Annotated in this window: 23 protein-coding genes; 12 read left to right on the forward strand and 11 right to left on the reverse strand. The window is 69.9% G+C overall.

Features of this window, described 5'->3' with window-relative positions:
- Positions 1-19: 19 nt before the first annotated feature.
- Both npdG and cofC read left to right on the forward strand, forming a co-directional pair.
- Complete coding sequence (npdG, locus tag ASD30_RS20320) at positions 20-682, forward strand: NADPH-dependent F420 reductase (protein ID WP_056686248.1); 663 nt, start codon at positions 20-22, stop codon at positions 680-682.
- 2 nt (positions 683-684) lie between these two features.
- Entirely contained in the window at positions 685-1,377 is a 693-nt protein-coding gene (cofC, locus tag ASD30_RS20325; RefSeq protein ID WP_056686251.1) for a 2-phospho-L-lactate guanylyltransferase, read from the forward strand.
- Between the two features lie 21 nt (positions 1,378-1,398).
- On the opposite strand, the gene ASD30_RS20330 is transcribed toward cofC, so the two are convergent.
- The 3 genes from ASD30_RS20330 to ASD30_RS20340 form a co-directional block, all read right to left on the reverse strand.
- Entirely contained in the window at positions 1,399-1,776 is a 378-nt protein-coding gene (locus ASD30_RS20330) for a response regulator (protein ID WP_056686254.1), read from the reverse strand.
- Positions 1,777-1,886: 110 nt separating this feature from the next.
- A complete protein-coding gene (locus tag ASD30_RS20335; RefSeq protein ID WP_056686257.1) occupies positions 1,887-2,558 on the reverse strand; it encodes a response regulator in 672 nt (223 codons plus the stop codon).
- Positions 2,555-4,165 (reverse strand): GAF domain-containing sensor histidine kinase, encoded by a 1,611-nt coding sequence (locus tag ASD30_RS20340; protein WP_056686260.1) that lies wholly within the window; start codon positions 4,163-4,165, stop codon positions 2,555-2,557. The genes ASD30_RS20335 and ASD30_RS20340 overlap by 4 nt, the downstream gene beginning before the upstream one ends.
- Before the next feature lie 132 nt (positions 4,166-4,297).
- Here ASD30_RS20340 and ASD30_RS20345 point away from each other — a divergent pair, with 132 nt between their 5' ends.
- Positions 4,298-4,897: a response regulator transcription factor gene (locus ASD30_RS20345; RefSeq protein ID WP_056686262.1), complete on the forward strand. Its 600-nt coding sequence runs from the start codon at positions 4,298-4,300 to the stop codon at positions 4,895-4,897.
- A 3-nt stretch (positions 4,898-4,900) separates the two neighbouring features.
- Here ASD30_RS20345 and ASD30_RS27860 read toward each other — a convergent pair whose 3' ends face one another.
- On the reverse strand, positions 4,901-5,596 hold the full coding sequence (locus tag ASD30_RS27860) for an acyltransferase (RefSeq protein ID WP_056686777.1): 696 nt from the start codon (positions 5,594-5,596) through the stop codon (positions 4,901-4,903).
- 94 nt (positions 5,597-5,690) lie between these two features.
- Here ASD30_RS27860 and ASD30_RS27660 point away from each other — a divergent pair, with 94 nt between their 5' ends.
- Positions 5,691-5,825, forward strand: a complete 135-nt coding sequence (locus ASD30_RS27660; protein ID WP_235532644.1) for a TfoX/Sxy family protein — start codon at positions 5,691-5,693, stop codon at positions 5,823-5,825.
- Positions 5,825-6,016: a hypothetical protein gene (locus ASD30_RS27280; protein ID WP_200951202.1), complete on the forward strand. Its 192-nt coding sequence runs from the start codon at positions 5,825-5,827 to the stop codon at positions 6,014-6,016. Before ASD30_RS27660 ends, ASD30_RS27280 begins: the two co-directional genes overlap by 1 nt.
- A 35-nt stretch (positions 6,017-6,051) precedes the next feature.
- Here the strand turns inward: ASD30_RS27280 and ASD30_RS20360 are convergent, their stop codons facing one another.
- The gene (locus ASD30_RS20360) at positions 6,052-6,861 is read right to left on the reverse strand and encodes an SDR family NAD(P)-dependent oxidoreductase (protein WP_056686264.1); all 810 of its coding nucleotides are present in this window, start codon (positions 6,859-6,861) and stop codon (positions 6,052-6,054) included.
- Between the two features lie 173 nt (positions 6,862-7,034).
- Between ASD30_RS20360 and ASD30_RS20365 the strand changes: the two genes are divergently transcribed.
- The 4 genes from ASD30_RS20365 to ASD30_RS20380 all read left to right on the forward strand — a co-directional run bounded on the left by ASD30_RS20365 (position 7,035) and on the right by ASD30_RS20380 (position 11,181).
- Positions 7,035-7,985, forward strand: coding sequence for an AurF N-oxygenase family protein (locus ASD30_RS20365; protein WP_082564040.1), 951 nt, complete (start codon positions 7,035-7,037; stop codon positions 7,983-7,985).
- A 34-nt stretch (positions 7,986-8,019) separates the two neighbouring features.
- Positions 8,020-9,708 carry an FAD-dependent oxidoreductase gene (locus ASD30_RS20370; RefSeq protein ID WP_056686269.1) on the forward strand — a complete coding sequence of 563 codons (1,689 nt, stop codon included), beginning with the start codon at positions 8,020-8,022 and terminating at the stop codon, positions 9,706-9,708.
- Positions 9,705-10,421 (forward strand): TetR/AcrR family transcriptional regulator, encoded by a 717-nt coding sequence (locus ASD30_RS20375; RefSeq protein WP_056686271.1) that lies wholly within the window; start codon positions 9,705-9,707, stop codon positions 10,419-10,421. The genes ASD30_RS20370 and ASD30_RS20375 overlap by 4 nt, the downstream gene beginning before the upstream one ends.
- A gap of 103 nt (positions 10,422-10,524) precedes the next feature.
- On the forward strand, positions 10,525-11,181 hold the full coding sequence (locus ASD30_RS20380) for a hypothetical protein (protein WP_056686274.1): 657 nt from the start codon (positions 10,525-10,527) through the stop codon (positions 11,179-11,181).
- Between the two features lie 193 nt (positions 11,182-11,374).
- On the opposite strand, the gene ASD30_RS20385 is transcribed toward ASD30_RS20380, so the two are convergent.
- Genes ASD30_RS20385 through ASD30_RS20395 form a run of 3 tightly spaced genes read right to left on the reverse strand, consistent with a single transcriptional unit; the run spans position 11,375 to position 14,184 of the window.
- A complete protein-coding gene (locus ASD30_RS20385; RefSeq protein ID WP_056686276.1) occupies positions 11,375-12,184 on the reverse strand; it encodes an adenylate/guanylate cyclase domain-containing protein in 810 nt (269 codons plus the stop codon).
- A gap of 9 nt (positions 12,185-12,193) precedes the next feature.
- Entirely contained in the window at positions 12,194-13,747 is a 1,554-nt protein-coding gene (locus ASD30_RS20390) for an MXAN_6640 family putative metalloprotease (protein ID WP_156393734.1), read from the reverse strand.
- Between the two features lie 38 nt (positions 13,748-13,785).
- On the reverse strand, positions 13,786-14,184 hold the full coding sequence (locus tag ASD30_RS20395) for an adenylyltransferase/cytidyltransferase family protein (RefSeq protein WP_056686284.1): 399 nt from the start codon (positions 14,182-14,184) through the stop codon (positions 13,786-13,788).
- Positions 14,185-14,228: 44 nt separating this feature from the next.
- On the opposite strand from ASD30_RS20395, the gene ASD30_RS20400 reads away from it, so the two are divergent.
- Positions 14,229-15,488 carry a DUF445 domain-containing protein gene (locus ASD30_RS20400; protein WP_056686286.1) on the forward strand — a complete coding sequence of 420 codons (1,260 nt, stop codon included), beginning with the start codon at positions 14,229-14,231 and terminating at the stop codon, positions 15,486-15,488.
- Between the two features lie 86 nt (positions 15,489-15,574).
- A complete protein-coding gene (locus ASD30_RS20405) occupies positions 15,575-15,820 on the forward strand; it encodes an RNA-binding S4 domain-containing protein (protein ID WP_056686291.1) in 246 nt (81 codons plus the stop codon).
- An 84-nt stretch (positions 15,821-15,904) separates the two neighbouring features.
- Here the strand turns inward: ASD30_RS20405 and ASD30_RS20410 are convergent, their stop codons facing one another.
- Positions 15,905-16,279: an FKBP-type peptidyl-prolyl cis-trans isomerase gene (locus ASD30_RS20410; protein ID WP_056686294.1), complete on the reverse strand. Its 375-nt coding sequence runs from the start codon at positions 16,277-16,279 to the stop codon at positions 15,905-15,907.
- Between the two features lie 13 nt (positions 16,280-16,292).
- A complete protein-coding gene (locus ASD30_RS20415) occupies positions 16,293-16,724 on the reverse strand; it encodes a CBS domain-containing protein (protein ID WP_056686296.1) in 432 nt (143 codons plus the stop codon).
- Between the two features lie 68 nt (positions 16,725-16,792).
- Here ASD30_RS20415 and ASD30_RS20420 point away from each other — a divergent pair, with 68 nt between their 5' ends.
- On the forward strand, positions 16,793-17,554 hold the full coding sequence (locus ASD30_RS20420; RefSeq protein WP_056686298.1) for a hypothetical protein: 762 nt from the start codon (positions 16,793-16,795) through the stop codon (positions 17,552-17,554).
- Here ASD30_RS20420 and hisN read toward each other — a convergent pair.
- Positions 17,487-18,389 (reverse strand): histidinol-phosphatase, encoded by a 903-nt coding sequence (hisN, locus tag ASD30_RS20425; protein ID WP_082564041.1) that lies wholly within the window; start codon positions 18,387-18,389, stop codon positions 17,487-17,489. The two genes, ASD30_RS20420 and hisN, sit on opposite strands and share 68 nt — an antisense overlap.
- Between the last annotated feature and the right edge of the window lie 18 nt (positions 18,390-18,407).

Below are 18,407 nucleotides of genomic sequence, written 5' to 3' on the forward strand. Positions count from 1 at the left end.
CGCCTGAAGGAGAAACCACATGAGCACCATCGCGATCATCGGAGGCACCGGTCCCCAGGGCAAGGGACTCGGCTACCGGTTCGCCAAGGGTGGCCACGACGTCATCCTCGGTTCCCGCTCGGAGGAACGCGCGGTCGAGGCGGCCACCGATCTGGCCGGACGGATCTCCGGCAATGGGTCGGTCAACGGCGCCGCGAACGAGAAGGCCGCGGAAGCAGCCGACCTGGTGCTGCTCGCCATCCCGTTCGACGGCCACGACGATCTCGTGGCGTCGCTGGCCCCGCAGCTGGCAGGCAAGGTCGTGATCAGCTGCGTCAACCCGCTCGGCTTCGACAAGCGTGGACCCTACGGCCTCGACCTCGGGCCGACGTCCGCGGCCGAGACCGCCCAAGGGCTCCTGCCGGATGCTCGTGTGGTCGGTGCGTTCCACCACCTCTCCGCGGTCTCCCTGGTCAGTGAGGCCGACCTGCTCGACCACGAGGACGTCCTGGTCTGCGGCGACGACGCCGAGTCCAAGGCCGCGGTCATCGAGCTTGCCAGCACGGTGACCGGCAAGCCGGGCGTCGACGCGGGCATGCTCCGGCTGGCCCGCCAGCTCGAACCGCTCACCGCTGTCCTCATCTCGATCAACAAGCGCTACAAGGTCCGCTCCGGCCTGGCCGTCGTCGGGATCGGTCACTGACCATGGCCCCGCACACGCCCGTGAAGTGGTGGGTGATCGTCCCGATGAAGGACACCCGTCACGGCAAGTCGCGACTCGGTGGTGAGCCGGGGGAGCGACGCCAGCTCGCCATCGTGATGGCCCGGGACACCCTCTGCGCGGTGGTGAACGCCTCCGCCGTGGCCGGTGTCCTGGTGGTCTGCGACACCGCCGACGACGTCGAGTCGTTCGACCTGCCCGGAGTGAGGGTGAGGGTCGCCGAAGGTCCGGGCCTCAACGAGGCCATCCGGTTCGGCGCCGATCAGCTGCGTTCCGCAGATCCGGGCCGCGACCTGGCCGTCCTGCCGGGAGACCTGCCCTACCTCCGGTCCTCCGAGCTGGACAACGCCCTGGACCGCGCCGGAGCCGTTCCCGTCGCGTGTGTGGGCGATCGAACCGGTCGGGGCACCACGCTCCTGACCGCCAGGGCGGGCCACGAACTGCTGCCGTCGTACGGCGAAGGGTCGCTGCTGGCTCATCGAGCTGGAGGAGCCGTGGAGATCGGTCTCCCGGCCTGGTCCGGCCTGCGTCGCGACGTCGACCATGCCGGCGATCTCACCGTCGATGCGTCGCTCAACGCCCGCACTCGGTCGGTGTTGCCAGCGCGAACCGAGAGGAACCCGGGTCGGGTGCGCCCTTCCCGTGGAGACGGGTCCGTCCAGGGCACTCTCGCGTAGTCGGACGCCGGCCCGGGCAGGCTACGAAGCGACGGCGCGCAGTGCGGCGAGGAGCAGGTCTGGCGTGCCGTCCTTGTCGAAGAACTGGGTGGCGCCGGCGGCGAGCGCGCCGCCTCTCAGCCCGCCGTCGATGCTCATGGCGACGGTTGGGATGTGGAGATCGTCGGTGATCGCGCGGAGGAGTCCGAGACCGTCGCTCAACTCCGGGAGAAGGATGTCGATGAGCGCGACCGACGGTCGGTGCTGCCTGGCCGCGGCCAGTGCGGCTTCGGTAGTCGCGGACGCGTCGACGATGTCGAAACCAGCTGCACCGCCGAGGAGTGCCGACAGCGCGGTGCGGACACGGTGGTCGTCGTCGGCGATCAGCACGCGGATGGGCTCGCCTCGACGTCGGACCACCTCGGGCTCCCTTCCAGGTGCGGGTTCCTGGTCCAAGTCAAGCTGGGGCGCACCCGATGGGCGAGAGGCATTCGACGCGGTTCGCGCGCGACAATTGTCCTGGGCGATCGTCAGGGCGCAGGGACAAGCCCCTCCCTGATCGCCCACAGGGCGGCCTGCGTGCGCGAGGCAAGACCGAGCTTGACGAGCACGTTGCTGACGTGGGTGCGCGCCGTGCGTTCACTGATCACCAGGGCGTCCGCGATCTCCCGGTTGGAGCTGCCGCGGGCAACCAGCACGAGGACGTCTCGTTCCCTTGCGGTGAGGGCGCTCGAGGTGGGACCGGGGGCGACCAGGAGCTGGGTGAGCTTGCGGGCCACCAAAGGGTCGAGGTGCACCTCGCCGTCCCGGGCAGCCCGGATCGCGGCAGCCAGCTCGTCCGGCTCGGCGTCCTTGAGCAGGTAGCCGGCGGCGCCGGCCTCCAGGGCTGCGTGGACGCGCTCGGTCTCGCTGAAGCTGGTGAGCGCCACGACCTGTACGGCGGGGTGTCGCTGCGTGATGGCCGACGTGGCGGCGACTCCGTCGAGCCGGGGCATGAGCAGGTCCATGAGCACGACATCGGGCAGCTTCTCGGCCTTGTCGAGGGCTGCCAGCTCGTCAAGCGCCGCCTGTCCGTCCGCGGCCTCGCCGATCACCTCCATGTCGGGGAGCATGTCCAGGAAGGCGCGCATGCCGCGGCGTACGACGCTGTGGTCGTCGACCAGGAACACCCTGATGGCCGCCCGGTCGGACTCGTCGGTCATGGCCGCATCCGTGTGGAGGCCTCATCCGTGCTGTCCGTCGCTTCGGAGGAACGGACCGGGTGCAGGACGCCCGGCAGCACCGCCCGGACCCGGGACCCGGCGGTCGAGCTCTCGACCTCGAGGCGGCCGCCGAGGCGCTCGGCCCGTTCCCGCATGGTGTCGAGGCCGAGGTGCCCCGGATGCGGGGCATCGGGCACGAACCCGTCGCCGTCGTCCTCGATCTCCACCATCAGGCTGCCCGGGTCGTCTGGGACCTCGGCCAGCCGAATGTCGACGTGGTGGGGGTGGGCGTGCTTGACGCAGTTGTGGACCGCCTCCTGGACGACCCGCAGGAGCTCCTCCTCCGCCACCTCCTCCAGGGGCAATCGGTCCTCCTCGGCGTGCACGCGCACGTCGAGTCCCTCCCGGGCCGCGACCGCAGCAGCATGCTTGCGCACCGCAGCGGTCAGCCCTTCCTCGTGCAACGCCTCCGGGCGGAGCTGGAAGATCAGCGCGCGCATCTCGGCCAGCGCGCCCTGGGTGAGCTCGAGGAGTTGCCCCACGCCTCGCGACACGGGTCCGTCCGGGTCGGCGCCGGACTCCTGCGCCGCCAGCTGGACGGCGCGGGCGGTCAGGCTCATCGAGAACAGTGCCTGCGACACCGAGTCGTGCAGCTCGCGAGCCAGCCGGTGTCGCTCCTCCAGTGCGGCCTTGCCTTCGACGTCGCCGAGCAGCTGCACGTTGTCGACCGCGATCGCGACCTTGTCGGCCATCGCGGCCAGGAAGCTCGTGTCGGCGTCCGTGGGCTCATGCGCAGTGGGGTAGAAAGCACTGAGCACTCCGACCTCCTCGTTGCGGGCGACCAGTGGAACCACCACGACCGAGCCCCATTCAGCCTCCGCGATCGTCTCGTGCATCGGCGCGTAGCGGGGGTCGTGGAGCAGCAGCTGCAGGTCACGCCGAACCGCGGGGCGACGCTCCTCGAACGCCTCGAGGGTTCCCAGAGGGGCACCCAACCGGCGGCACTTCTCGATGTTGGCCAGGTAGTCGGCGCGGTGCCCGGCCGTCCCGGCACTTCGGAAGGCACGCGTCCGTGGATCGATCAGCACGATCGCGCAGGCCACCGAGCCCGTCGGTGGGAGCACCTCACCCGCGATCCGGTCCAGCACCTGCTGCAGGGACTCGGCGTACGCCAAGCTGGAGGCGGTCCGGGCGAACGCGGCCAACCTCCGTTCCTGTCGCCGTGCCTCGGAGACATCCCGGAACATCACCGCGATCCGCAGCCCGCGGCCGTCGATGAACCCGTTCTCGACGTACTCCAAGGTCAGCTCGCCGTCGCCGACACCGTCGACGAACCTGCTCGCGGTCCCGTTCGCCGCCGCGGTGCGGTCGGTCTGGTCCACGGGAACGAAGGGGGAGCGGTGGCCGGTCAGCTCATCGGCACCGGCGCCGAGGATCCGGCAACCTGCCGGGTTGACGTACAGCCATCGCCGGTCGGCATCGAGAAGGCCGATCCCGAGCGCCGAGGCGCGGACGAGGGCGGCCAGGACCGCAGCCCCCGGTGCCTCGGCGCTTCTCGGGCCGCGGTCGCCCGCGCCTTTGGTCTGGGTCGCTGCCAACGGGTCCATCGCGCCTCCACGGGGATGCTCCCACTCTAGGGCCGCGCAGACGGGACTGGAATGTCTCGCGGGAGCCGCATGCCGACGGACGTGGGTCGTGGTGGATGCGCCGTGACGCACAAGCGGTGTAGAACCGTAGACATGAGCGGGTACGTGCCCCGGGACCTACGGGTCTTCGTCGTGGACGATCACGACATCGTGCGTCGCGGCCTCCGCGACCTGCTGACAAAGCGTGACATCACCGTCGTCGGCGACTCGGGGTCGGCCGAGCAGGCAACCCTCAGGATCCTCGAGCTGCGGCCGGACGTGGTGCTGCTCGACGTACAACTGCCCGACGGCACCGGCGTCCAGGTGTGTCGCGACGTCCGCGCCCACGATCCGTCGATCAAGGCAATGCTGCTGACGTCGGCCGGTGATGAGGAGGCGCTGACGCTCTCAGTCCTCGCGGGCGCGGCCGGGGCACTCGTCAAGCTGGCCGGCAGCGGCGACATCATCGACGCGGTGCGCCGGGTCGGCGCAGGGAGGTCGCTGCGCGATCACGCCGACACGGAGCGCGTCGCCGATCGCCTGCGTGCTCGTGCGGAACGCCTCGACCCGCCGCTCACTCCACGAGAGAACGAGAGCCTCGTGCTCGTGCTCGAGGGACACACGGACCAGGAGATCGCCGTGCAGCGAGACGAGCCCCTGACCTTGGTGCGCGAGGAGGTGGCTCGGGTCATCGGCCGCCTCACGACGCACTGAGCGTCAGCTGCCGGTGTCCGAACCGCCGCCCAGCAACCGGGCGATCTCCTCGGTCGACCAGATCGGGCGCACGTCGTCCGGCCGGCTCCCGACCCACCCGACACCCGGCTCGAGACGGCGTACGACGCGGGCGGGCACACCGGCCACGACGCAGTGATCGGGAACGTCGCCACGCACCACGGAGCCCGCGCCGACCACGACGTTGCGTCCGATCGTCGTGCCCGGCAGGATCACGGCGCCGTGGCCGATCCAGGAGCCGGAGCCGATCGAGACCGGCTGGTGCTGGCCGAGCTGGTGTCCGATCGGCGCCTCGGGGTCCTGGTAGCCGTGGCTGGCGTCGGAGACGAAGACCGACTGGCCGAACCACACGTCGTCACCCAGCACGATGCTCTCGTGGGCGGTGAGGGTGCTGCTCGCGCCGATGACGCAACGGTCGCCGATCACCAGGCCGCGCTCGGGAAGAGGATGGTCGCCGGGACCGTAGCCGAGGGCGAGCGTGCAGTGCCGCCCGATCAGGACCTCGCTGCCGACATGGATGCCCCGCTCGCCGAGGATCGTCGCGTGCGGGAAGGCGATCAGGCTCTTCTCCCCGAAGTGTGCGAACCGGGACGCGGCCCGTGTGCCCGGCGTGATCTCGCCGACCCACTCGACGGCGCGGTGCAGCGCGTGGAGGGCGGGACTCAGCACGTTCCTCAGCATCGACACGCACCGCAGGCTAGCGGCTGCCCTGCGGCTCTGGTCATCTGTCCGTGCCCAGCGCTATCTTCGGCGTGACGCCGACGGAGGGAAGGCCATGGCCTACGACGAGGAGATGGCCGAGCGCATCAGGCAGGCACTCGAGGGCGAGGTCGGGCTGACGGAGAAGCGCATGTTCGGCGGCCTGGCGTTCCTGGTCCACGGCAACATGGCCGCCGCCAGGGCGCGCTGATGCTGCGGGTCGACCCCTCCGAGACCGATGCACTCGTGACGGAGCAGGGGGCGGATCGCATGGAGATGAAGGGCCGCCCCATGAACGGGTGGATCACCGTCGACCCCTCGGTCCTCGACTCCGCAGACGCCCTCGATGGCTGGCTCGAGCACGGCGTCGGCTACGCCCGCACTCTCCCTCCGAAGGGCTGAGGGCCCGACGCGCAGGCGCGTCTCGGCATCATGGCTCAGCGCAGGCCGGGGTGGTTCCTGGCCAGCACGGGGAGCAGCAGGGAGCGCGGTGCCATCTGTGCGAACACCGACGCCACCCGGTTGACCTTGCCGGGGATCGCGACCAGGCGGCCACGGTCCATGGCCTCCACCGCGACCCGGGCGACCTCTTCGGCGTCGACCCACATCACCGCGGGAAGGGCCGCCTCGGCGTCCTCGCGGACGAAGCCGGCGCGCTCGCCGAAGCCGGTGTGCACCGGGCCCGGGCACAGTGCGGTCGCGGTCACGCCACTGCCGCGCAGCTCACCGGCCAGGCTCTGGGTGTAGGACAGCACGAACGCCTTGCTGGCGCCGTACGCCGCCTGCCCCGGGAGCGGCTGGAAGGCCGCGGTCGAGGCCACGTTGAGTACGGCGCCGCGGCCGCGGGCGACCATGCCGGGGAGGAAGCGGCTGCACAGGTCGACCACGCTGGCCACGTCGACCTCGACCAGGTTCAGCTCGGCCTCGGGGTCGGAGGCGCTGACCGGACCGAGGGTGGAGAGCCCGGCGTTGTTGACCAGGATCTCGGGAACGAGCCCCTCCGCGTCGATCCGTCCGGCCAGGCCGGCGCGGCCGTCCCGGTCCGCCAGGTCGAGAGTCAGCACCGATGCCTCGCCGCCGGCGGACCGCAGCTCCTCGGCGAGCGCCTCCAGCCGGCTCGTCGAACGCGCGACGAGGGTGACGTGGTGGCCCCGGGCGGAGAGCTGTCGGGCGATCTGTTCGCCGATTCCGGACGAGGCTCCGGTGACGACCGCGGTCCGGTCGGACGCGGGTGCAGGAAGGGTCATAGGGGAACCGTAGTGGCTCGGATCGAGGCCGAGAACTGGCGACGGGTCGATCAGAACTGGCGACGGGTCGGCAGGTATCTGAGACATCGCGTCACAGATATCTATTTACATGTGACTCCACGTCACATTAAAGTCGTGGTTGACCGCAATGCCGTTCCAGGATGAGGTGCGAGATGGCCGTGACCCAGAGCTACGAAGAGACCTTGGCGACCCTTTCGGAGGCGTCGGTGAACCGGCACTTCGATGCCTTCGTCGACATCGACTGGGACAACCCCGACTACGCGATCCATCACGACGACCCGCGGTGGATCCTTCCCGAGGTCGACCCGCTCGGCCGCCATGAGTGGTACAAGTCGCTGCCCAGGGAGCGCCAGATCGAGATCGGCCTCTGGCGTCAGGCCAACATCACCAAGGTCGGGCTCCAGTTCGAGCAGGTCCTCATCGGCGGCATCATGTGGCACGTCTTCTTCCTGAAGAACGGCAACCCCGAGTTCCGCTACTCGACGCACGAGGCGACCGAGGAGTGCCACCACACCCAGATGTTCCAGGAGTTCGTGAATCGCACCGGCCTCGACGTTCCCGGCGGCCCGAAGTGGTTCCGCGCGGTGGCGCCGCTGCTTCCCCTGGCTGCTCCGGTGCTGCCGGAGATCTTCTTCGCCGGCATCCTCGCGGGTGAGGAGCCGATCGACCACCTGCAGAAGTCGGTGCTGCGCGCCGGCAACGACATGCACCCGCTGCTGCAGCGGATCATGCAGATCCACGTGGCCGAGGAGGCCCGTCACATCGGCTTCGCGCACCAGTTCATCACCCACCGCACCGCGAGACTGAGCCGGCCGCGGCGCGCCTTCCTGTCGGTGATGTACCCGTTGATCATGCGCACCCTGTGCGACGTGATCATGGTCCCGAGCAAGGAGGTGACCGACGCGGTCGGCATCCCGCGCGAGGTCATCAAGGACATCTACTGGCGCGACGCCGAGTCCCGCAAGCTGCTCAAGGACCTCTTCGCCGACGTGCGGATGCTCGCCGAGGAGGCCGACCTGATGAACCCGGTGTCCCGGCGCATCTGGAAGCTGATGCGCATCGACGGTCGACCGGCCCGGTTCCGCAGCGAACCCGCCGCCTGAGTCCGCCCGTCCCGCGACCGAACGGAGTTCCGCCATGCCCCACGTCGTCACCCAGTCCTGCTGCAGCGACGCCTCGTGCGTCGTGGCCTGCCCGGTCAACTGCATCCACCCGGCCCCCGGTGAGCCCGGCTTCGCCGAGGCCGAGATGGTGTACGTCGACCCGGAGTCGTGCGTGGACTGCGGCGCCTGTGTGACGGCGTGCCCGGTCGGCGCGATCGTTCCGCACACGAAGCTGACCGAGCGCCAGCTGCCGTTCATCGCACTGAACTCGTCGTACTTCATGGACGAACCGCACGCGGACCGCACGCCATTGGCGCTGGTGCCCACCCGCCGGGTCGTGCAGGCCGATGACGTGCGCATCGCGGTGGTCGGGGCCGGCCCGGCAGCGATGTACGCCGCGGACGAGCTGCTGAAGAACCCGGGGGTGAAGGTCGACGTGTTCGACCGGCTGCCCACGCCGTACGGCCTGGTGCGCGCGGGGGTCGCACCCGACCACCAGGACACCAAGCTCGTGACGAAGCTGTTCCGGGCGATCGAGGAGCAGCCCGGGTTCCGCTACGTCCTCAACGTCGAGATCGGTCGCGACCTCAGCCATGACGACCTGGCCCGGAGCTACCACGGTGTCGTGTACGCCGTGGGCGCCTCCGCCGACCGCGCACTCGGCGTCCCCGGCGAGGACCTGGCCGGCAGCGTCTCCGCGACGGACGTGGTCGGTTGGTACAACGGGCATCCCGACCATGGCGACACGTACGTCGATCTCGGCGAACGGCGCATCGTGGTGGTGGGCAACGGCAACGTGGCGCTCGACGTCGCCCGCATCCTCACCGCTGATCCCGAGACCCTGTCGGGCACCGACATCGCCGACCTGCCCCTGGCGACCCTGCGCGGCAGTGCCGTCCAGGAGGTGCTGGTGCTCGGACGTCGAGGCCCCGCCGAGGCTGCGTTCACGATGCCCGAGCTGATCGGCCTGGCCGCACGCGACGACGTCGACGTGCTGGTCGACAACGGCGGCGAGGAGATCGTCGTGGACTCGCCCAAGACCGCCCTGATCGCGGAGCTCTCACGGCGTCGGCCCACCCCGGGGCGTCGGCGCATCGTGCTCCGCTTCCGGACCGCACCGGTCGCCGTCGTCGGCGACGGCAGCGTCCAGGCGATCGAGGTGGTGCGCACCGAGCTTCGCCCGGACGCCGACGGGGTTCCGCGTGCCGTGCCGACGGGGGAGACCGAGGTGATCCCGTGCGCCATGGTGCTCCGCTCCGTCGGCTACCGGGGGCGACCGGTGGACGGACTGCCCTTCGACGAGGCGACCGGAACCGTCCCCAACGACGGTGGCAGGGTGCGCCCCGGGGTGTACGTCGCCGGCTGGATCAAGCGTGGTCCCACCGGCTACATCGGCACCAACAAGGCCTGCGCGGAGGAGACCGTCACCGGGTTGCTGGACGATCTCGAGCACGGGCACCTGACCGAACCGACTGTGCCCGTCGAACGACTCCTGATGTCCCTGGAGGGCAAGGTCGTCGACCGGTCCGGATGGCGTCGCATCGACGACACGGAGCGCGGTCGCGGCGAGGAGCGAGCGCGCCCACGCGTTAAGATCGTGGACCTTCCCGACCTCGTGGCGGTCGCTCGGCCGCCGATGACGCAGACCGGTCGGGAGCATCGACGTCTCCCGATCCGCCAGTCCATGATCCGCCAGACCTCCAGGAGTCGAACACCCACGTGAGTGACGCAGGGTCCACCGACGGTCGCCAGTCGCGCTGGCTCGAGCACAAGCTCGAGCGACGCGGCCAGATCCTCGACGCTGCGCTGGCCGTCATCGAGGACTCTCCGCACGGCGCCGAGATACACGTCTCCCAGATCGCGGCGCGCGCGGGCCTGAGCCGCCCGGTGATCTACCGCCACTTCGCCGACCGGGCCGACCTCGACCAAGCTGTCCAGACACACATCCTCGACTCGCTGCGGGGCCGACTGACTCCGCAGGTGGTGCTGAGCGGGAGCGTCGACGAGATCATCCTGCGGATCGTCTCGACGTACGTCGACTGGGCGGCCGAGCACCCGAACCTGCACCGGGTCGCTGCCCAGGACTTCGCCGGTGTGGCGACGACGAGCCCGCTGCAGACCGCCGTACAACAGATCGCCGCCGAGCTGTCGGGGCTGATCTCGCTGGCCGCGGACGTGCTCGTGGTCGAGCTGGACGACGACGACCGCGCCGCCCTCGACCCGCTGGCGCTCGGTCTGGTCAGCCTGGCCATCAGCGCCGTCCAGCTCTGGTTGGCCAGGCCCGAGCGACAGCCCACGGCCGAGGTGTTGTCGCGGCTGCTCACCGACACGATCTGGTATGCGATCGACGGCCACACCCGCGCCCGCGGTGTCACTCTCGACCCGCACCTGCCTCTCGAGGACCTCATCGAGGCCAGCTGGACCGCTGCCCGCTGACGGGCCTGCGTGTGGCGGCCGATGTGACCGGCGAGACACCGTGCCCGGTGGAATCTCCGGTGATGCCGCGGGAGGTGGAGGCTCCACATAGGCTCGTCCTCTGATGACTGACACGCACCTGCAAACCCGGCACGCCACACCGGCGCTGGTCCGCGGACTCGACGTGGCGGCCAAGGGCGCACTGCTGCTGCTCCTGGTGATCGCGTTCGTCGACCCCAACCTCGGCAACATGCGCGACAAGGGGGCCGGTGCCCGGGCCGTCGCCTACCCGATGCTGGCCTTCACCGTTCCGGTGATCTGGTCGGTCTTCTGGAAGGAGCGCGCGTCGTTCCCCTGGCTGGCCGACCTGATGATCACGCTGTCCTGCTTCTCCGACATCTTCGGCAACCGGATGGACCTCTACGACCAGGTCGTGTGGTTCGACGACTTCATGCACTTCTTCAACACCGGCGTGATCACCGGAGCCGTCATCCTGCTCACCATGCATCGCAGCTCCACGCTGCTCGCGACCATCGAACGCGCACTCGCGATCGGGGTCACGGGGTCGGTCGTGTGGGAGCTGGCCGAGTACGCCGCGTTCCTCAGCAAGTCCTGGGAACGCCACGGCGCCTACACCGACACCCTCGGCGACCTGTCCCTGGGCATGCTGGGTGCGGTCGGCGCAGCGCTCGTCATCCACGCGATGTGGAAGCGCGGACGCCTCGGTGACGCGGCGCCGCAGCTCGAGCTCCGCTTCCGGAACCAGGCCTCGACCGTCTGACGGGTCAGGCGCCTCCGGCCGTGGACCCGCCCTTCCGTCGAGCGGACCGTGCGACATGCACTTCGGCCCTGCCGACGTACGTCGCACGCTCAGCGACGTCCGCCGTACCGCGAACTGCATGTTGGACGGCCCGACCCCTGGCGCGTACGGCGATCGCACCGACCGTGTGGTTCTGGTTGGTCCGGCCCCCGGTCTAGTCCAGCAGGCCCACCGGCCACAGGTCGTGCTCGCCGGGGAACCCCTTCAGCTCGACCCGCCGCGGCTCACCGAAGTCGAAGTCCGCGACCAGGCCCTCGTGCACGGCGTCGCTGACCAGGATCTCGCCGCCGACGGCGTGCGAGGCCACGCGGGCGGCCATGGCGACGTTGCGGCCGAAGTAGTCGCCGTCCTTCTCGATCGCGCGGCCCGTGTGCAGTCCCATGCGCACCTCCACCGGCGTACGCCGCAGCACGCGTCCGCGGGCCTCGGCCAGCCCGGTCTGCATGGAGATCGCGGCACGCAACGCCTCGCCCGGGTCGCCGAAGGCCACCATGAAACCGTCGCCCTGGGACTTCACGACGTGGCCGCCGTGCGCGGTGACCCGCTTGCGGATGACCTTGTCGTGGGCCTCGAGCAGCGCCATCCAGCGCTGGTCGCCGAGCTGCTCGTTGAGTGCGGTTGAGTCGACGATGTCGGAGAAGAAGATCGTCACCGTGCCGTCGGGTGCGGCGACCTTCTCGATCTCGGTGCGGTCGGCCAGCGCGATGCCGGTCCATTCCTCGATCGAGGAGGTCAGGAAGCCGCCGACACCTTGTTCGCGGACGCGCACAGCCGTGCCGACCGCCGTGCGGAACGCGAACGTGGCGGCCTGTCGCGGCAGGCTCGGCGCGGGCCTCTCGAGTCGACGCAGCAGCTCGTCGCGCTCCTCGCGCAACTGCCTGTTGTGCGACAGGACCCGGCCGAGCGCGACCGAGGAGACGATCAGCGCCACGACCAGGGCGATGACGACGATCGTGACGACCACCTGACCGCCTCAGCCCCGCTGAGAGGTGGCGCGGTACTTGAAGCCGCGCCCCTCGTCGAGCGGGGTGCCCTCGCAGCTGAACTGGGTGCCGGACCAGCAGCGGTAGCGTGCGGATCCGTTGGCCAGGGTCAGGGTCACCCTCGACACGATGTTCTTGTCGAAGACGAAGCGGCGGGTCGCCTGTCCCTCTGAGTTGAGCGCCACCGGCCGCTGGACGACAGAACCGTTGGTGAGGTGCAGCACCACGTGGGCGCGGGCGGCGTACGACGGCGCGGTGATCTCGATGCGCACCTGCCAGTTGGCGCCCATTCCCGTGCCGGGCGTGATGTTGTAGCTGCGCGACGCTAGGTGCTTGAGCCAGAAGGTCCGCCACCTGGTGGTACGGGTGGCCGTGTCGAGGTGCCAGGTTCCGGCGATCGCTGTGTTCGGGTACGCCGCGCCCTCCTCGTACGCCTTGTCGGGCATGGTGTTGTCGGCGGAGAACCGGACGAACGCGGCGGCGAGGCTGGTGCTGCGCGCGCGCAGCTCCGCGTCGAGGGCGCCGGTGGACGTGACGGACGCCGTACGGGCGCGGTACCAGACCTGCCGGACCACGTCGGTGCCGAACCTGTTGCCGAGGTGCTCGAAGAAGATCCAGTTGCCGTACCAGGCGCCGCCGTCGGCGTCGAGGGACTGGGCAGGCCTGGCCAGGGAGCTGTAGCGGAGGTACTGGCGGTTGTCGTTGATCTCGTCGTAGACGCGCTCCTCCATGAACGTGGCCGTGGACTCCATGAACCACGGGTCCTCGTTCGTGGCGTAGGCGAACTGCACGGTGTGGAAGAACTCGTGGGCCGCGGTCACCTTCAAGGACTCGGTCGGATCACCGGAGAAGTCGGCGAAGTCGTTGTCGAGCACCAGGAATCCGGCGGCACGCGTGGTGAACTCGTCGATGTTGGCGTAGCCGTAGACCTGGCTGGCGCCGGTGTCGCCGAGGTAGACGTCGAGGAGCCCGGTGCGGCCCTCGCCCACGGGGTTGTCCTTCGCCCCGTCGCTGAGCGGTCGGCGGTAGCGCAGGTCGCCCACCTCGCGGGCCCACACGTTCTCCATCACCGACTCGACGAGCTCGACGTAGTCAGGGACCTCGTCGTTGTCGGAGTCGGTCAGGTCGGGCATGTGCTTGCCGGTCCTGACCCAGTGGACGCAGAAGTGTGCCGTGCAGTCGATCTCGTCGGTCTGGGTTCCGTAGCTGATCTCCGGCGCGGGTGCCGTGCCGGAGTCGCTGGGCCGCAGCATCAGCTGCTCGGCCCGGTCCTGCTCGGCCGCGGGCAGGTCGGCCTTGGTCTGCTGCACCTCGAGCAACGCCATGCTGGCGTCCTGGGATCCTTCTCCGCTGAGCGCGTCCGTGGCGGACGCGAGGGCCTGGAGGGCCTTCTCCTCCTTGGATCCGTGGTCGTCCTTGGCGTGGCTCTGCGTCACGCGCGAGGCGTGGTCGCTGTCGGCGTACGCCGGGGCGCTGAGGGCTGCGACGACGACCGCAAGGGTCACCGCCAGGGCAGCACGGGGCGTCATGCGCGGAGAAGGCATGGAGCGAAGGTATCCCAGCCGGTGGGGAGGCCGCAGGCTCAGGCGGTCCCTGAGATCTTCTCGATCAGGGCGGTCGTGGAGATGGCGGGCGTGCGGGGCAGGTAGACCACCTCGCAGATGTCGGAGAACTCGTCGAAGCGGCCCTTCCAGTCGTCGCCCATGACGAGTACGTCGGCACCGAACCGCTGGATGTAGTCGCGCTTGAGCTCGAGGCTCTCCTCGACGAACACCTCGTCGACCGGCTTGAGTGCGGCGACGATGGCCAGGCGCTCGCCCTGGCTGAACACGGGGGAGCGGCCCTTCTTGCGCTCGTTCAGCGCATCGGCAGAAACCCCGACGACGAGGCGGTCACCCAACTCGGCGGCGCGTTCGATGACGCGGAGGTGGCCGACGTGGAACACGTCGAAGGTGCCGAAGGTGATGACGGTGCGAGGCATGGCGGGAATGCTACCGGGGCCCCACCTGACACAATCGACCCGCGATGAGCATTCCACTGATCACCCCCGCGCCCGAGGCGGACGAGCAACGACGAAGGGGCCTGCGCCGCATGCGCGCCGTGGCTCTCGGCCTGCTCGTCTTCGCCGCCGTCGTGTACGTCGCCACGCGTGGCCAGGACGGATGGCTCGGCTTCGTCAACGCCGGGGCGGAGGCCAGCATGGTCGGTGCGATGGCGGACTGGTTCGCCGTGACCGCGCTGTTCCGCCACCCGCTGGGCCTCCCCATCCCGCACACCGCGCTGATCCCGAAGCGCAAGGACGACCTGGGCAGGGGCCTCGAGGAGTTCGTGGGGGAGAACTTCCTGCAGGAGGGCATCGTCCGCGAGCGGGTCAACTCCGCCCAGGTGACACGGCGCATCGGCCACTGGGCGGCGAACCCGGTCAACGCCTCCCGGGTGGTCTCCGAGGTCACCGACATCTCCGTCATCGGCCTCGGTCGGGTCAAGGACCAGCACATCGTCGAGCTGGTCGACGCCGTGCTGGTGCCCCGGTTCCGCGAGGAACCGATCGCGCCGATCCTCGGGACGTTCCTCGTCGAGGCGGTCCGCGACGACCTGCACCACGGTGTGGTCGACCTGGCCCTCGAGGAGCTGCACGCCTGGCTGGTGCACAACCACGACACCTTCGTCGAGGTGCTCGGTGAGCGTGCCCCTTGGTGGGCGCCACCGAAGCTGAACGACGCGGTCACCACGCGCATCCACACCGAGGCGGTGCGCTGGCTCTCCGACATCCGTGACGACCCGCAGCACCGTGCCCGGGCGGCCCTCGACTCGATGCTCGCCCAGCTCGGCCAGGACCTGCTCTTCAACGAGGACACGCAGAAGCGCGCGGAGAACCTCAAGCTGCGACTGCTCGAGCACCCGCAGTTCTCCGCCACCGGCATCTCGCTGTGGAAGGCCCTGCGCAATGCGTTGCTGGCCGCGCTGCGTGACCCCACCGGGCCACTGAAGGCGCGGCTCGAGGGCGAGCTGGTGCGCGTCGCCCAGCGCTTCGAGACCGACGAGGGCCTCCAGCGCCGACTCGACGACCTGCTGGCAGACGCCGTGGTGTTCGGGATCTCTCGCTACGGCGCCGAGCTGACCACGGTGATCACCCACACGATCGAGCAGTGGGACGGCAAGGAGGCCGCCGACCGCATCGAGCTGCACGTCGGCCGCGACCTCCAGTTCATCCGCATCAACGGCACGATCGTCGGTGGCCTGGTCGGCGTGATCATCCACGCCGCCACGATCCTGATCCCCTGACCGGTCCCGGCATTCGGACCGGCCCTCACGACCGGGCGGTGAGCCCTCTTTAGGGACTACCGGGTGGGCGAGGGGAGAATGGGCGCATGACGACCGACGTAGGCATCCGCGACGACTCGATCCGGCTCGGGCAGTTCCTCAAGCTGGCCAACCTCGTCGAGAACGGCGCCGAGGCCAAGACCGTGATCGCCGACGGGCTGGTCACCGTCAACGGCGAGGTCGACCTGCGCCGCGGCCGCCAGCTGGTGGTGGGCGACGTGGTCACCCTCGGCACCCTCGGTGCGCGCGTGGCCGTGCACGACCCGGACGCCGACGACGGCCTGCCCTGGTAGCGACCGGTTCGCAGGACGTCGTGCTCGGACAAGCGACGACGGCCCGCCCCCTGGTGGGGAGCGAGCCGTCGTTGAGCTGTCAGTTCAGGAGACGCCGATCAGGTCGACGACGAAGACCAGCGTCTCGCCGGGCTTGATCACGCCGCCGGCACCGCGGTCGCCGTACCCCAGGTGCGGCGGGATGACGAGCTGGCGGCGGCCGCCGACCTTCATGCCCTGAACGCCGGTGTCCCAGCCGGAGATGACCTGGCCGACGCCGAGGCGGAACTGCAGCGGCGCGCCGCGGTTGTAGGACGCGTCGAACTCCTCGCCGGTGGAGTGGGCCACACCCACGTAGTGCACCGACACGGTCGAGCCGGCGGTCGCCTCGTCGCCGTCGCCCTCCGTCAGGTCGGTGATGACCAGGTCGGTCGGCGGCTCGGGGTCGACGAAATCGATCTCGGGCTTCTCAGTGCTCACAGCGTGTTGCCTCTCAGGTCTGGTGCAGGTAGTTGTCGAGCTGGTCGCGCTCGAACTCGAGCTCGCCGATGCGGCTCTTCACCACATCGCCGATGGAGATGATGCCAGTCAGGGCTCCGTCGGTGAGCACGGGCACGTGGCGGATCCGGTGTTCGGTCATCACCTGCATGAGGTGGTCGACGGGCGTGGTGCCCTCACAGGTCTGCACCTGGGTGCTCATGATCGTGTCGACGGTGGCCTCCAGCACGGCGGGGTCGCTGTGCAGGCGTCGTACGACGTCGCGCTCCGAGACGATCCCGTCGACCGAGGTGCCGTCGTTGCTGACGATCAGGGCCCCTACGTTGTGCTTGGCCAGCAGACCGACCAGCTCCCGCACGGTGGCGTCGGGGCGAATGGTGACGACGTCTTGTCGTGACTTGCCGTGGAGCACGTCATTGATGCGCATGGGACCTCCCGGTCTCTTGGTGTGACACCAGTCACGCTAGTGGTCCGACGAGGTGGTTGGGTAGGCCCGTGAACACAGTGCGGACGCCGGTGCTCCTGATGGGGTGGCTCTCCGTCGTGCTCCTGCTCGACCGGGCCGACGGTGGGGGAGGCCTGTGGCTGCAACGCGGACTGGGCCTCGGCACCTGGCTGGTGCTCGTGCTGGCACTGCGCTGGTTCACGCCGTTGGTCCGCACGCAGGCACTGGTGGTGGTCGCGTTCGCGACGGTGATCGAGTTCGTCTTCTCGCCGACGCTGGAGGTCTACCTCTACCGGTTCGAGAACGTGCCGGCCTACGTGCCACCGGGGCACGGCCTCGTCTATCTCTCGGCCTGGGCGCTGGGCCACACGCCGTTCGTGCGTCGCCACCTCACGCATGCGTCGTACGCCGTGGTGCTGGTCGGCGGAGTGTGGGCCGGGGCGGGCCTGGCCGAGGGCGACTCGCTCGGGTTCTTCTGGTTCCTCTGCCTGGCCGGGTTCCTGCTCTGGGGGCCTTCGCGCGAGGTGTACGTCGGTGCGTTCGTCGTGGTCAGCCACCTCGAGCTGCTCGGCACCGGGCTGGGCAACTGGGCGTGGCAGGCGCACGACCCGATCCTCGGGATCGGGATCGGCAACCCGCCCTCGGGAGCCGCGGGCGGCTACGGCTGGTTCGACCTGGTCGCGCTGCTCGTCGCGCCGTGGCTGCTGGCACGGTTCACACGATGGCGCGGGGCGAGGACGGTCGTCAGCCCAGCGGGGGTTCGTCCTCCGGACGCACGTCCTGGTCCGCGGGTGTCCGACGGCGTGACCTGAGGTCGTGCACCGAGCCGCCCTGCGGGGGCCGGCCCTCGTCGGTCGTGTCGGACGACCCCAGGAACGCCAGTGCGGCCTCGTGGAGATGCCCGTTGCTGGCCACCGCGTTGCCGCCGAAGGGACCGGGAGTGCCGGCCAGCGAGGTGAACTGGCCACCGGCCTCGCGCACGATGATGTCGAGCGCGGCCATGTCGTAGAGCTCCAGCTCGGGCTCGGCGGCGATGTCGACGGCGCCCTCGGCCACCAGCATGTAGGACCAGAAGTCGCCGTACGCACGGGTGCGCCAGCAGCGACGGGTCAGCGACAGGAAGTCCTCGAGCCGGCCGCGCTCCTCCCACCCGGAGAGCGAGGAGTAGGCCAGTGAGGCGTCCTCGAGGCGGCGTACGTCGGAGGTGTGGATCTGGGTCGCCTTCAACAGGGAGCGGCCGGTCCAGGCGCCGTTGTCCCGGGAGGCCCACCACCGGCGCTGCAGCTGCGGTGCGGAGACCACGCCCAGCACGACCTCGTCGTCGACGACCAGCGAGATCAACGTCGCCCAGACCGGCACGCCGCGGACGAAGTTCTTGGTGCCGTCGATCGGGTCGATCACCCAGCGACGCTGGCTGTGCCCGGTGGTGCCCTGTTCCTCGCCGACGACCGCGTCGCGGGAACGCACCCGAGAGAGCGTACGGCGAATGCCCTCCTCGACAGCCTGGTCGGCGTCGGTGACCGGCGTGAGGTCGGGCTTGCTCATCACGTGCAGGTCGAGCGCCTTGAATCGCGCCTGGGTCAGGGAGTCGGCGTCATCGGCCAGGACGTGCGCCAGGCGAAGGTCGTCGGTGTAGTCGGTGGCCATGGACACAGGCTATTCCTC

The organism is Nocardioides sp. Root140 (assembly GCF_001426745.1).
Taxonomy (GTDB): Bacteria; Actinomycetota; Actinomycetes; order Propionibacteriales; family Nocardioidaceae; genus Nocardioides.